A 13,554-nucleotide genomic window follows, 5' to 3' on the forward strand; every position below is an offset into this window, starting at 1 on the left:
GCCAAACACTTTTAACTTCTTTCTTTCTTTCTTTCTTTCTTTCTTTCTTTCTTTCTTTCTTTCTTTCTTTCTTTCTTTGCATCCTTCGCGGTTCGTTTTTCTTTCTTGTACTTAAATATTTAGCGCATCTTCATACAGAATTGGTAAGCTGATGTACAGCTAAATTGTATAGTACGAAAACGTAAAATTATTGTAGTGCGGGCAACATGAGCGCATCGCATATACAAATTAAATACGCAACAGCTTATGACTACTAATGAACTAACCCTTATTTAAGCAAAAAAAAAACAGGGCTTACGCAGATGTAAGTCCTGTTTAAATTTTTTGATGATGTAAGCTGATTTAGCTAGTCCACGATTAACTGAAAACTTTAGTTATTATTTTCTGGCTTGTTCGCAGCTTCAACTTTTGCTTCCACCTTCACCGTTTTCACACCTTTAACTTCTTTAGCCAAGGTTTCAGCTTTCTTGAGTTCTTCTTTAGAAGCGGCTGTGCCTTTGAGGATAATTTTACCCTCTTTGTTTTCAACTTGTAACTTATTGCCTGGTAAGCCTTTGTTCAACTTCTCGTTAACTTCCGTTTTTAAGTCGCTCTTAGCTTTTGTTGCAGTAGTTTTTTCAGAATCAATTTTAACTTTAGTACCTGTACTAGCTACTGAAGGAGTCGTTTCTGTTGCTGGAATGTTGGCAATAGTTTTATCCGTAGTTTGATTTGTCTGAGAAGCTGGTTTTGCTGGTACTTGAGCGGCTTCGTTAGTAGTACTAGGAGTTTCCGAACCAGTTTTAGGAGCGTCTTGACAGCCAAAAGCACCAATTACCAAAACGCCAGTAACTAATAATGTAATTAGCTTTTTCATTATCTATCTCCTAATTGAGTACTTGAAGCGATTAATTGATGTGTGTATCATGGTGAGGAGCAGATGTTAAAAAACCATTAAATCTAAAGCAGTGAAATTACCCAAAGCTTGCACTCAGGTTAATGAAAATTGAAACTTGGACGATTTCTTGAAGCTAAGATTTTGCGCCTTGTTTTGAGAAATGCCAATTCAATTTTCCTGACGGTTGTTAACCACGATGGTTCCTCACACAGTCTAAGCTCTCGATGAATTTAACGTAGATGCCCAATAGCTCTTTCAATGGTAGACTATGCGATCGCAACAGTGGTGACTCGATGTTATCAGATTTGATTCGCTTTGGCGATAACTACAGCAAATGGTTCACATTGCATTGGGCATTTCTGGGAGCGCTGCTTTGGTTTTGGTAATAGGCTATTCTAAATTTTCTATCTTCTTTCTGTTCTAAAGAAGCTAAATACTGCTTGATGAATTTGTAATCACCCCTAGCGTTGACTTTGGAGCGAGAATCTACTGGCGTTGTGGTATTACTTGCCAGGGCAATGTCTAGGGCTGATTCTTCAGTCAGTCCGATATGAATTGTAACTTTTACCCTCGCTTGGGTTAGGTCATATTTGTAATTTTTCCCTTGCTCAAAGGCTAAAACTGTGTGACCACCATTGATTATGCCATCGCTACCACCCTCGTTAGCTTCTTTTACTTCTAGTTCGAGTGAGGTTTTGCTTGGTTTAAGTTTATTGGCTGACAGGACGATTCCACTGTGACGGGAGAAGAATTTTACGGGTTCGGTCGTCAGGGAGTCGAAGATTTGTCTATAGGTCGCGCTTTTGCGGTTTGGTTCCCGGATGTTTGGTTCTAGGGGGAGGTCTGTTGGGAACGAGTCTACGTGGGCGGTGGCGATGATGCAATTGGGGTTGGCTTGATATAGTTATCTATTTTAATGTTCCAAGTCTTGGGCATGGTTTGTTTGCAATGTCAGGGGAATTCCTATATTAACCAAAACTAGGGTGCAAGGTCTGGGGTGTAACCCAGGAGGAGCTACCAAAAAACTGGACTGCCACCGATTGCCTTGCATGAAAAACTACGTTTTTTCGCAGCTACAGTATAAGTTTGTCCTTGCAGAGAAATACACTCAGTCACAATCTGATTCTTTGTAGCGATCGCACTTGTCAACAGGGATAAGGCATCTCACCCGTTCAACCCTTCCGTAATGCACTCCCAAATTCGGCACAGTCTCCATATCAATCAAGTAATCGCCAAACCAATGTTTTAGGGGTGAGGGGTCAAAGTATTTAATGTTGCGAAGATCGCTACATTTGTCAATCAGCCATCAGGAGTACACATTTTACAGCAGTTAATTTTATATTTGTAATCTTGTCAATCTAGCGATTTTCATACCCTGCGGGTTTATGGGTGTGCGCCCCTAGTTAAACAATCAAAAACTTCAATAATTAACTATTATAGGTAAAAAAATATTTTTAACCTTTTCATAATCTAAGATTAACCAAAATTTATCCGGTATCATCTCTCGACTTTCTGAAGTAAACATTGTACAAAAAAGCTAGGCCTACAGGATGCAAATTACATGAGTCGAAAAGTCAGCAAAGTGTTTAAACAGTCTGGGGTGATTCCTTACAGAGTGAACAATGGTAAAATTGAAATCTTGCTAATTACCACCCGTGATTTTCAACACTGGGTAATTCCGAAAGGAGATATTCCTAATGGCATGAGTCCGCCTGCTTCAGCAGCTAAAGAGGCATGGGAAGAAGCAGGAGTTATTGGGCATGTAGACGTGAAGGAAGTGGGCACTTACAAATACCGCAAACAAGGCAAAAGTTACCGCGTCAAGATGTATTTATTACCAGTCGAGATGCTGAGTGAAGATTATCCAGAAGCAAGTAAAAGAAAACGGCAGTGGGTAGAAGTGAATAAAGCTATCAGGCAGGTTAAATTCAATTCACTCAAACGAATCCTTAAAGGTTTTTTCCAAGTAAAGTCTCACTTTTGTGCATTTCGATATTAGTTAGATATTGAAATACACATTATTTTGAGCTTCTCAAACCAAAGTGAGGTTTTTTTAGAAGTAACTATATTTAAGACCACACAAGGGGCTTATGCCTCCTGATTAAAAGTGTTCCTATAAGTAGGTGGGTGAAAAAATTTATAACTATGTAATTGTGTATTCCTTTGGAGAACCCGCAGGGTACACAACGAAGTGGACTGTACCTCTACTATCATATTAGACGTAGGTTGGGTGGAGCGGAGCGCAACCCAACATATATCAGGATGTTGGGTTACGAAAAGCCTCCAACGCCACTTGCTACAACGCGGGGAACCCACGCAACGTAGTGGCTCCCCAACCGACAATTTTTTTGTAACATTATAGCATTGATATGCCAATAGAATGCACTCATTTGATAGTGAATATGCGTCTATTTCTTGAGTGTAAAATCAGTTTTAAATCCATAGTAAAGTTACCCAAGTTTTTATACCGACAATTCCATCAGCCTGCAATTTCTTAGATGTTTGAAAACTAACAACTGCATTTTTAACTGAATCAGAAAAATGCCCATCAATGGCATCAGTATATAATCCAATATCTTTTAATTGCTGTTGTAATTGTTTTACTCTTAGCCCATAATCTCCTAGCTGCAATCCATTAAATCTATTCAAATCGGCTCGACCACTAACACCAGTTACACCAGATATATCACCTTCATATTGATGAATTAAGTATTGCCCCTGCCAAGCACTAGGAATACTTGGGTTTTTGACTCCATAGTGGGCAATCCATAACGGATAACTAGCAAAATCTGATGGATTACCAATTTCTGCCCAGAAACTGGGGAAGGTATAAATAATTGGTTTGATTGGTTTTTTTGTTTGTTGCAAAAGGGCTTTTTCTACCTCTGCTAACCACAGCTTCGCTGCACTAATTACTGCTTGGCTACTTACTTTATCAGTTATCTCTACATCCAGAACTGGTGGTAAGTCTCCTGGTTCTAATTTGCCCAATGTTTTTAAGAATTCCTTCGCTTGCTGAACTGGGTCAGATGTATGGGGGTGAAAGAAATGATAAGCACCCCGAATAATACCAGCAGCTTTCGTGGTTTGCCAGTGATGAGCAAAAGCAGAATCTTTAACGCTAACTCCTTCTGTGGCTTTGACAAAGGCAAAAGTTTTACCAGAGTTTTTTACTGCTGTCCAATCTACTCTGCCGTCTTGATCGGCAACATCAATTCCTTCCATAGAATTTCTTAACCTTTGTGATTAGTACAATAGTGAACTTATCAGAGGCTTTGATTAAATTTATGCTTTTTCTGGGTATTTGAGTAAATTACAGAAATTTATTAGGGTTGAGTGTCAACAGAACGCACTGGAGTCACTCTAACTTTGCCTGTACAAGGCTTGATTTCTTCTACAAGGGTAAGGTTTTGGGAGGTATTAGGAGGCGTGATTTCGATTTTACTAGATATTGGGCAGTTTTCCTGTGGGGAACTAACATGGTTATATGCTATCTGAAATGAGGCTTGTTTTCCAGGAGCTAGAGTTACTTGTTGTCGAGGTTGCCTACTCGAAAAGTAAGTGCCCTTGGAGCGAATAACTTTAATTCCCTGTAAGGGTTGATCTTTTGCATCCAGTAGTGCCAATCCTGGATAACCGTTGAGGGTGCAAGGGGATGAGCCGTTATTGGTGAAGGCGTAGGTGAGTGCAACATTCCCAACGCCAGCATCTTTGGAGACTTGGCGCACTAACAATTGACTAGTTTCACAGCGCGTCGGATTCGTGGAAATAGTGGCTTCAGGGGTAGAATGCTCTATAGGTTTTGCAGTCGGTGTAGGTGTTGAAGACAACACAGCTTCTTTCGTTGGTTGTTCGGTGCTTGCTGGCAAGGCTTGCGGCTGTTTTGTAACAGAGGAAGAACCGACACAGCCAGTTGTCAACGCAGTCAGGAGCAACAACATACTGCTTTCCACAATTAGTATTCGCATATTTTCTTTTTTTGTAGTGAACTATTTACACTGATGCTTTACATACAGTGTAAGTTTCCAAAGTAACAAGAGTTAGCACTGCTGTGTATATACCATCTTTTATAGTGCAATATGCTTGGGTTAAGGGCTTCTGGCAACAATTTTGGGTTTTCGAGACGCGATAAATCGCCGTCTCTACAAGGGTTCTGGGTAACGCATATTTAATTTCTGGAGATGTCTATTAGAAAGATACTGTTGGTCAATTCACGGTGGGTTTGACCCCTCACCCCTAAAACCTTGGTTTGGCGTTCCTTTCCCGCCCTGAAATAAATTTCGGGCTAAGAGCTACTGTCCGTTTAAACGGACTGAAATTAGAGTAATGATGGGTTAGACCCCCTATTAATTTGCCAACAGTCTCATAAAATTCGCCTAAAACTTTTCAAATATACTCTTATATCTGTTAGTTAATTCAACGGAATTAAATATTATCTGTTGCTTCAATCAAAGCACTACGAATTCCGGGTTCGCTCATCGAGTGTCCGGCATCAGGAACCACTATAAATTCGGCTTCTGGCCAAGCCCGATGTAATTCCCAAGCTGATATCATTGGGCAGACTACATCATAGCGTCCCTGAACAATTACAGCCGGAATATGGCGGATACGGTCTACATTTAAGAGTAATTGATCTTCTGTTTCTAAAAATCCCTTATTCATAAAGTAATGGCATTCAATCCGTGCGAAAGCTGAAGCAAACTCGCTCTCGCCAAACTTTTGCATCAGTTCCGGATCTAAAAACAGTCTACTGGTACTACCTTCCCAAATTGACCAAGCACGCGCTGCTGTTAATTGAATTTCTAAATCTGGACTGGTTAAGCGTTTGTAATATGCTGCAATCAGATTGTCACGTTCATCTACGGGAATTGGTTTGAGATATTCTTCCCAAGCATCAGGAAAAATATAGCTAGTACCCTCTTGGTAAAACCAGCGCAACTCTTTTTGCCTCAGCATGAAGATTCCACGCAGAACTAATGCCGTGCAGCGAGAGGGATGGGTTTGACTGTAGGCTAATGATAAAGTGCTACCCCAACTACCACCGAAAACCGCCCACTTTTCTATACCTAAATGTTGGCGCAGTTTTTCAATATCACTGACTAAATCCCAAGTGGTGTTTTCTCGTAATTCAGCATGGGGTGTACTTTGACCACAACCGCGCTGGTCAAACATCACTAACCGCCATTTTTCGGGGTGGAAATATTGCCGATAAAAAGCTGGACATCCACCACCAGGACCCCCATGCAGCAAAACGATGGGTTGACCTTGGGGGTTCCCTGACTCTTCAAAATGAATGGTATGAAGGTCGGAAACCTTTAAATAACCTTCTAAGTAAGGCTCGATCGCTGGGTAAAGTTCTCGCATTTTGGATATTCTATCAGTAATATTGTTGTCGCGATCGCTTGCATAAATTAAATCAACCCGATACCTATGATAAACAGCGATCGCCTCAGCGAAAAATCATTGCAAACTTTGGCTGCTACTCCTGCTTCAACCATTAGACATCTGGTGAAAACAGAGTGTTCTTGATTTTGAGATGCCTACGGCTAGTAGTCTATCGCAAAAGTTTTGAGGGTTAAGAGAACGAACCGCATTCGCGTTAGCGTCTCCCTTTGGGAGAAGGACGCAAAGAGCGCAAAGAAAGAAAAGTTAAGAATGAGTTCACCCATTATATTTAATGGGACAGACTACTAGCTACACCTACGCATTTTTGTAAAATTTTGAAGAGAGTATGTAGTTTTGCTGTAGTCTAGCATTCCAGCGATCAACTGAGGATACAATCACTATACAGATTTATTAGTGCTATTGTTAGCACATAATTGTTAATTTGTAAAGCATTTAACTCATAATAATTACGAATTATTTAAGAGGAGTGGTTGATGAGTACACAACAGCTAGAGCAAGTAAAGCAATTGCAAGCGATTGTGAACAAGATGGAAGTAACGCTGGGTGCGATCGCTGATGCTGTAGTCTGGGTAGGAGAAGACAGACTCATTCAATGGTGTAATTCTCGCTTTGAGTCTCTAGTAGACCAACCTCACAGTAATGTTTGCGGTGTAAAGTTAACTGAGTTACTACCTCTAACACAAGTAGGACAACCAGTTGCTTTATCTTGTTATCCTGATGTACAGGTTCTCAATGGAGAGTATGAAACAACAAATTATCAGTTGCAGCAAGATGGGCAGACTTTAACGCTACAAATTTCCGGTAGCTGTACTGGATTGACTAGCGATCGCTGTGCAACACTAGTAATTCAGGATATTACACTGACTCAACAAACTCAAGAATCCTTACAAGAGATTGAGGAGCGGTTGCAGACATTAATTAACGCTACACCCGATATTATCTGTTTAAAGTCACACCTCATAAATACGTCCAAAACGGACATTACCTAACTTTCATCCCCAAAGATCGCGCCCATCAGAACTACCGTGTAGTCTTTGAAACTGATGGTAAGCTTGTCACTCAGTTCAGAGCAGGTAAATTGCCAGAAGTCGAATATGTTGAAGGCTGTTCTTAATTTAACAAACTCCGTGGGTTTAAGTCCCCCGGTTCAATAACCGGCAAGTTTTGGGTCGGGGTCTAAATCCCCGGACGCTCGCAGACTCGCTACCGCTTCGCTAACACAAAACTTACTTGCGACTTGCGACTTGCGACTTGCGACTTGTTTTAACTATTTCAGCTTTTTAAAAGCAATTAGACAATCTTGAATGCAAAATACCGACTCAGTTACCCAGCATTAACAATTGAACCCAACGTCTACATAAGATAAGCGGCTACGCCCCATTCTCAGTAAATAATCTGGTAAATAAAATGGCAAAAGAAATAGAGCGGAAATATTTAGTGAGAGGAGATAGCTGGAGAGAATTAGCTGAAGGTAGTGTATATCGTCAAGGATACATTGCCACACAAGATAAAGCGACTGTACGTATACGTATAGTCGGGGAAAAAAGTTATTTGACCATTAAAGGCCCTAATATTAAATATTCAAGATTAGAGTTTGAGTATCCTATTCCTGTTGAAGATGCTCAAGAAATACTTGAGACATTATGCGAACGTCCCTTTATCGAAAAAATCAGATATAAAATAGAGTCGGGTGGTTTAATTTGGGAAATAGATGAGTTTGATGGTGTTAATAAAGGATTGATATTAGCAGAAGTTGAACTCAGTGATGAAAATCAACAAATTGAACTACCAATGTGGATTGGAGAAGAAGTTTCTGATGATTCCAGATATTTCAACAGCAATTTAGTAAAACACCCTTTTTCACAATGGTAATGGCTGAAATATTGAGAACATCCTGATTTTACAAAAATATCTAACCAATGAAACCAATTCGCTTTTTCGCCCATTCGCAATTCGCAATTGAATCAAGACAGACACAACGGGAAGAGGGGTTTCAACAACCCTTGGGATACAAGGACTGTTTCGCCCACAAGGGGCGAGGTTTTAAACCTTCACTTTTTTCATGAAGAGATGCTAGCTAAATTTCAAATCGAAGGGCATTTCTTTTTGTGGAGGTCTCCAAAATCAAATATTCCAGCAGAATGGAGCCTTTGCCTTTATCTGCTGGAGACTCTAAATGTGAAATTTTCAGGAATCGACTTTAGTAGCGATTATTGTTGCGGCGGGCATTACCGCCACCCCAGTTACCACGAGGAGAACTGCTTCTTTCCTCACGAGGTTTAGCTTTGTTGACTTTCAAATCACGTCCCATCCACTCAGCACCATCAAGTGCATCAATGGCAGCTTGTTCTTGGCTGTCTGATTCCATTTCTACAAAAGCGAACCCACGCGGCCGGCCTGTTTCCCGATCTGTGGGTAGCTGAACACGACTTACTTTACCGTATTCTGCAAAAGCCTGCTTGAGGTCATCCTCTGTAACCTGATAGGACAGGTTTCCGACGTAAATTGACATACAAATCTCCGAATTCAGGGAGTGTAGAGAGGTGAACTACCCCAACCTAAGACGGACGGGGCTTCCCAATTCATCAGAAATAGCCTCCAGAACTGCGTAGTACTAGAAAGTCTTACATTCCCTCCAAGGGCAGGAGTCCTGGTTCCCAAGACCCAAATTTTTTTCTTCTCCCAAGGGGAGACGCCAAAGGCGATGCAACATATACCTATTAGCTTGGTTTTCGCTTATGGCATTGATGGTCAAGACACTGAGTATAATATCAGAAAATTCTGGGGATTCGTCATCCATCCAGAAATTCCAGATGCAATCCTTATCCCCCGCTCACAATACCTACCATTAGAGTACATTGAAGGTGGGGACTTCCGCGACACGTTAAATTCGGAGAGACGGTTTTTAGAAATCAAAACTAGTGGTCTGTCAAATTCATTTTGGCGGTTAGAGAGACGCGATAAATCGCCGTCTCTACAGAGAACTTATCCGTCAATTAGTTCTTGACAGACCACTAGTTACTCAACCGAAAATAATCTTTATGTCCATGAGTGTAGCACAGCCTCTAGCCTTTGAATATCGTCAGATCGTGAATTTTATTGACAAATAGAACCTTTAGGACAGGTTCGTAAACCTTCCAACGACAGGCTTTTGTTGTTTGTACTATAAAAGTTACACTTTTAACAGGAAATCGATATTAGTTAGCGATCGCTCAGGTATGTAGTAGACATCTCCGAAAAAGAATTGTTTTGACGTAGCAGTGCTACGTCTCTACAAGGGTTCTGGATAACGCATATTTAATTTATGGAGATGTCTAGTGTTTTGAAAATGACGATATCGACTAAGGGCGAAGATTATTAGTAGTTCTGGTAAATATACCATGACTAACTGTTTTAAAAGCAAAATTAAAAAATATTCATCTTTAAATATCCCATTAGCTCTGGTCAAACTGCGCTAAAATCCTTTCTGCTTCCTGACACAGCAATTCGTGATATTCACCATTACTAGCCAGCAAACCTCCCCATTGATTAATATCACCAGTGTTATACTGCAACGGAGTACCATCGAAGTGAGTAAATTTACCACCAGCTTCCGTTAAAATCAACTCTGGGGCTGCTATGTCCCAATCTTTGGGCGCAGACTTACCAGAAAGAGAAATGTAGATATCTGCATCTTGCTCGACAATGGTGGCGATTTTACAGCCTACACTACCCACAGATTTCTGATTTTGAGAGGGTAAGTTTTGTAATAAGTGATCTAAGCGTTGGTTGCGGTGGGAGCGACTAACAACTAAGGTTAAATCTTCAATTCCTTTGCCTGACGAAACTTGTAAAGGAACAGAGCCATCACGAGTTTCTACAAATGTACCCCCGCCTTTGGTAGCGTAATATAACTTTTGAGTCTCTGGTACTGCCACCACTGCTAATACTGGGCGTGTTTCCTTGACTAAAGCAATGTGAACTGCATAATCCCCGGTTTTTTCGATAAAGTCTCGTGTACCATCCAAAGGGTCAATGATCCATACCCAAGGAGCAGAATGTATAGCAATATTTGACGATTGATAAGTTTCTTCACTGATATAAGCAAAATCTTCGTTACCCAAAGTTGCTTGTAGCCTCTGCAAAATGTATTGACTTACAGCGACATCGGCAACGGTAACAGGCTCATTCTCCTTGTATTGTACTTCTAGGTTCGGGTCTTTTGCAGTGCCGTGATAATACGATCGCAGTATTTCTGCTGCACCCCAACCTACCTCACGAGCGATCGCTAATATTTCTTGTAAGTCTTTCATTAATTTCAATCCATCCAGCGCCGTGTACCAAAAAATTTACAAGAATCAGCAGCAATATTAGCTGCTAGTCCTAATGCATCAGTAAAACTTTCCCTTAAAATGTAATGACAGAAAGCACCGTGGAAAATATCTCCAGCCCCTAAGGTATCAACCGCTTGAATCTGCGGCACATCTACGATACCAGTTTTAGTGCAACTCAAGTATTCAATTGGGTTTTGTCCCTGGGTAATGGCGATGTGAGGAATGTCAAATCCACTGAGATAAGCAAAAACATCTTCTCTAGTCTGGCAGTTGGGGGGATAAAAATTAGCTGAACAGATGGCATAATCCACAAATGGTAGAATTTGCTCAAATCTAGGCTTCCAACTACCAGCATCAATTACTATTGGAATATTCTTGGCTTTAGCCATTTGGGCTAGAGCATAACTAACCGCTATCTGATGCCCATCAATCAGTAATATTTTGACATTTTGCAAAATATCTGCTGGTATAGATGCGCTGCTGACTTGAGTTTTGACAGCATTAATGGAAATCACAGATCGTTCACCTGTGGCTTGGGTGACAATAATTGAAGATACAGGCGGTGCTAAATCAGTGGTAGGCTCAAGGTCTGCGATCGCAACTTTATAATTTGCCAAATCACCTCGAATTAGCTGCGTCATCGGGTGAGAACCCACTACACCCAAGACTGTAGCTTGATTACCTAAATGACTAAAAGTCACAGCCGCGTTGGTAGCTGGCCCTCCTGCCGCTACAGTATAGTCAGTAGCAACAATCTTCTGGTTACTCTTAGGGGCAGACTCAGCCAGGTAAATCAAATCCAAGGTTACTAAACCTACAAATAACCCACGATCCGATTTTGGATTTTGGATTTTGGATTTTGGATTATCCATTTCTCATATATGTTCTTAATTATTTTTAACTCTTGTACAGACGCGATTTATCGCGTCTCTCCTGTCTCTCCGGCACAGACGCGATGAATCGCGTCTCTACAAACTCCTCACTCTTGCTCATGCAAACCGATCCAAAACCAGGAACACTTTACGTTGTCGGCACACCAATTGGCAACCTGGAAGATATAACCTTTCGGGCGGTGCGAATTTTACAGACTGTGGATATTATTGCTGCCGAAGACACCCGTCATACAGGGAAATTGCTACAGCATTTTCAAGTTAAGACACCCCAGGTAAGTTACCACGAACACAATCGTACTAGCCGCATCCCAGAATTATTAGAGCATTTAGTTAATCATAAAGCGATCGCTCTGGTGAGTGATGCTGGGATGCCAGGTATTTCCGATCCTGGATATGAACTGGTGAAAGCCTGTATTGAGGCGGGAATTCCAGTAGTTCCCATTCCTGGCGCTAGTGCAGCAATTACCGCTTTGAGTGCAGCCGGATTACCAACTGATCGGTTTGTCTTTGAAGGCTTCCTCCCATCTAAAAGTCAACAGAGACAGGAACATTTAGAATCTCTGCAAACAGAATCTCGCACATTGATTTTCTACGAATCGCCCCACCGCTTGCGAGATACTTTACAAGACTTAGCAGAGGTTTGGGGAAGCGATCGCCAAATTGTGCTAGGACGGGAGCTAACTAAATTGTATGAAGAATTTTGGCGGGGGACAATTGCTGAGGCGATCGCTCATTACACCCAACGAGAACCCCAAGGTGAATATACATTAGTAGTGGCAGGAATTCCACTCAGTCAGCCCCAACTGACAGAAGAGGAGTTGATAGCCGAATTGAAACAGTTAATTAGTCAGGGAATATCGCGATCGCAAGCTAGTCGTCAGCTAGCAAAAGCTACTTTTCTTCCCCGTCGCCAACTCTACCAACTAGCTCTTTCTATAGTTTTTAGTCCTGAGTCTTGAAGAAGAATTCAGTGTTATTTAATTTTTATTCCTTACTCAAAATAAACGCACAGGCTTTATTTGCAGCTTAGAACTAATCGAGCTTACCCGATCAACAACAGAAATCATGTATTTGTAATCTGGTACTTGTCCATTGGCTACATACCCCACTTCTTGAGCTAAACCTGAAGGCGAATCACTCATCACTTTGCGGATAAACTCTTGACGGTTAAGTTCTATATTAGGCCCAATCAAGACCACACCTAAGGGTACATAGTGCGGATCTTTAAATAGTACGCGAAATTCAGTCGGGGCCAACTGCGAACTGTAGAGACTTAATTCCGCCTCTGAAACGGCACAGGCGATCGCTTTTCCTTGAGCGACGAATTCCAGCGCGGCTTTGGGTGTGGGTGCAAATAGGATGTCAGCTAGTGTTGTACCATAAAGATTGTAAAGAGGGAAATAATATCCTGTTGCTGAACCTAACTGTCCTAAAGCCACTGTTTGACCTTGTAGTTGTTTCAACTCAGTTATCGGATTGTCTTTGCGAACAACGAAGATAGAACGCAAATTACTAATACCTATTAAAGGAAATAGGGGAACATATTGATAGCGTGCGATCGCGATCGCAGCTAAACCAGGTGGAGCAAATACCAATGACCACGCACGAGCCTCAAGACGCTCAACCGCTCTATTTTCATTAAAAACAGGCTCTAGCTGAATATAGGCATTTGTCTTTTCACCCAAGTAAGTATTGAATTTAGCATATTGGTTAATTATCTGTTCGCCTCCACCATAGTTGATCACACCAATAGTTAACGTGCCTTCAAAGTCTTTGTCTTTTTTTGCTTGGCAGGCAGCAAATGTCAAACCTAGCAGATTAAACAGAAATAAACGACGAGTAAATCGCAAAAACATCACTAATTATGGTTAAAGAAGTAACTTGGCTTTCAGGACTAATTCTAGATAAGTTTGACTAGCGATTTTAGATTTTAGATTTTAGATTTTGGATTAAAAGAATTTTTGGTTCATACCCCGCCCGAAGTCAAGCGGAATAAATCTAAAATCCCAAATCCCAAATTTGACCCTCGTTCGCGTAGCGTGTCGCAGACAAGACTCGCTCATAG

14 protein-coding genes and 1 pseudogene are annotated in these 13,554 nt (G+C 41.2%); 6 read left to right on the forward strand and 9 right to left on the reverse strand.

Features of this window, described 5'->3' with window-relative positions:
- Positions 1–370: 370 nt before the first annotated feature.
- Positions 371–856, reverse strand: coding sequence for a BON domain-containing protein (locus tag V7K76_RS33945; RefSeq protein WP_334776909.1), 486 nt, complete (start codon positions 854–856; stop codon positions 371–373).
- A gap of 260 nt (positions 857–1,116) precedes the next feature.
- Here V7K76_RS33945 and V7K76_RS33950 point away from each other — a divergent pair, with 260 nt between their 5' ends.
- Positions 1,117–1,263 (forward strand): hypothetical protein, encoded by a 147-nt coding sequence (locus V7K76_RS33950; protein WP_334777027.1) that lies wholly within the window; start codon positions 1,117–1,119, stop codon positions 1,261–1,263.
- On the opposite strand, the pseudogene V7K76_RS33955 reads toward V7K76_RS33950, so the two are convergent.
- Positions 1,206–1,813 (reverse strand): annotated as a pseudogene (locus V7K76_RS33955) (AIPR family protein); the annotation flags it as partial. The gene V7K76_RS33950 and the pseudogene V7K76_RS33955 sit on opposite strands and share 58 nt — an antisense overlap.
- A gap of 625 nt (positions 1,814–2,438) precedes the next feature.
- Between V7K76_RS33955 and V7K76_RS33960 the strand changes: the two are divergent.
- Complete coding sequence (locus V7K76_RS33960; RefSeq protein WP_334776910.1) at positions 2,439–2,876, forward strand: NUDIX hydrolase; 438 nt, start codon at positions 2,439–2,441, stop codon at positions 2,874–2,876.
- Positions 2,877–3,310: 434 nt separating this feature from the next.
- On the opposite strand, the gene V7K76_RS33965 is transcribed toward V7K76_RS33960, so the two are convergent.
- From V7K76_RS33965 to pip, 3 genes are all read right to left on the reverse strand, one after another.
- Positions 3,311–4,102 (reverse strand): GH25 family lysozyme, encoded by a 792-nt coding sequence (locus V7K76_RS33965; protein WP_334776912.1) that lies wholly within the window; start codon positions 4,100–4,102, stop codon positions 3,311–3,313.
- A 101-nt stretch (positions 4,103–4,203) separates the two neighbouring features.
- On the reverse strand, positions 4,204–4,845 hold the full coding sequence (locus V7K76_RS33970; protein ID WP_335030423.1) for a DUF4232 domain-containing protein: 642 nt from the start codon (positions 4,843–4,845) through the stop codon (positions 4,204–4,206).
- Positions 4,846–5,302: 457 nt separating this feature from the next.
- Positions 5,303–6,241 carry a prolyl aminopeptidase gene (pip, locus tag V7K76_RS33975; protein ID WP_334776915.1) on the reverse strand — a complete coding sequence of 313 codons (939 nt, stop codon included), beginning with the start codon at positions 6,239–6,241 and terminating at the stop codon, positions 5,303–5,305.
- Between the two features lie 515 nt (positions 6,242–6,756).
- Here pip and V7K76_RS33980 point away from each other — a divergent pair.
- Together V7K76_RS33980 and V7K76_RS33985 are read left to right on the forward strand one after the other, a co-directional pair.
- Positions 6,757–7,272 (forward strand): hypothetical protein, encoded by a 516-nt coding sequence (locus V7K76_RS33980; protein WP_334776916.1) that lies wholly within the window; start codon positions 6,757–6,759, stop codon positions 7,270–7,272.
- Between the two features lie 418 nt (positions 7,273–7,690).
- Positions 7,691–8,155 carry a CYTH domain-containing protein gene (locus V7K76_RS33985; protein ID WP_334776917.1) on the forward strand — a complete coding sequence of 155 codons (465 nt, stop codon included), beginning with the start codon at positions 7,691–7,693 and terminating at the stop codon, positions 8,153–8,155.
- 328 nt (positions 8,156–8,483) lie between these two features.
- Here the strand turns inward: V7K76_RS33985 and V7K76_RS33990 are convergent, their stop codons facing one another.
- Positions 8,484–8,795, reverse strand: coding sequence for an RNA recognition motif domain-containing protein (locus V7K76_RS33990; RefSeq protein ID WP_335030424.1), 312 nt, complete (start codon positions 8,793–8,795; stop codon positions 8,484–8,486).
- A gap of 192 nt (positions 8,796–8,987) precedes the next feature.
- Here V7K76_RS33990 and V7K76_RS33995 point away from each other — a divergent pair, with 192 nt between their 5' ends.
- Positions 8,988–9,290: a hypothetical protein gene (locus V7K76_RS33995; RefSeq protein ID WP_334953767.1), complete on the forward strand. Its 303-nt coding sequence runs from the start codon at positions 8,988–8,990 to the stop codon at positions 9,288–9,290.
- Between the two features lie 427 nt (positions 9,291–9,717).
- On the opposite strand, the gene V7K76_RS34000 is transcribed toward V7K76_RS33995, so the two are convergent.
- Positions 9,718–10,575, reverse strand: a complete 858-nt coding sequence (locus tag V7K76_RS34000) for a 3'(2'),5'-bisphosphate nucleotidase CysQ family protein (protein ID WP_334776920.1) — start codon at positions 10,573–10,575, stop codon at positions 9,718–9,720.
- 5 nt (positions 10,576–10,580) lie between these two features.
- Positions 10,581–11,468, reverse strand: a complete 888-nt coding sequence (locus tag V7K76_RS34005) for a sugar kinase (RefSeq protein WP_334776921.1) — start codon at positions 11,466–11,468, stop codon at positions 10,581–10,583.
- A 119-nt stretch (positions 11,469–11,587) separates the two neighbouring features.
- On the opposite strand from V7K76_RS34005, the gene rsmI reads away from it, so the two are divergent.
- Positions 11,588–12,448 (forward strand): 16S rRNA (cytidine(1402)-2'-O)-methyltransferase, encoded by an 861-nt coding sequence (rsmI, locus tag V7K76_RS34010; RefSeq protein WP_179066221.1) that lies wholly within the window; start codon positions 11,588–11,590, stop codon positions 12,446–12,448.
- 36 nt (positions 12,449–12,484) lie between these two features.
- Here the strand turns inward: rsmI and V7K76_RS34015 are convergent, their stop codons facing one another.
- A complete protein-coding gene (locus tag V7K76_RS34015; protein ID WP_334776922.1) occupies positions 12,485–13,345 on the reverse strand; it encodes a phosphate/phosphite/phosphonate ABC transporter substrate-binding protein in 861 nt (286 codons plus the stop codon).
- Positions 13,346–13,554: the final 209 nt, after the last annotated feature.

This window comes from Nostoc sp., assembly GCF_036917975.1.
Classification (GTDB): domain Bacteria; phylum Cyanobacteriota; class Cyanobacteriia; order Cyanobacteriales; family Nostocaceae; genus Nostoc.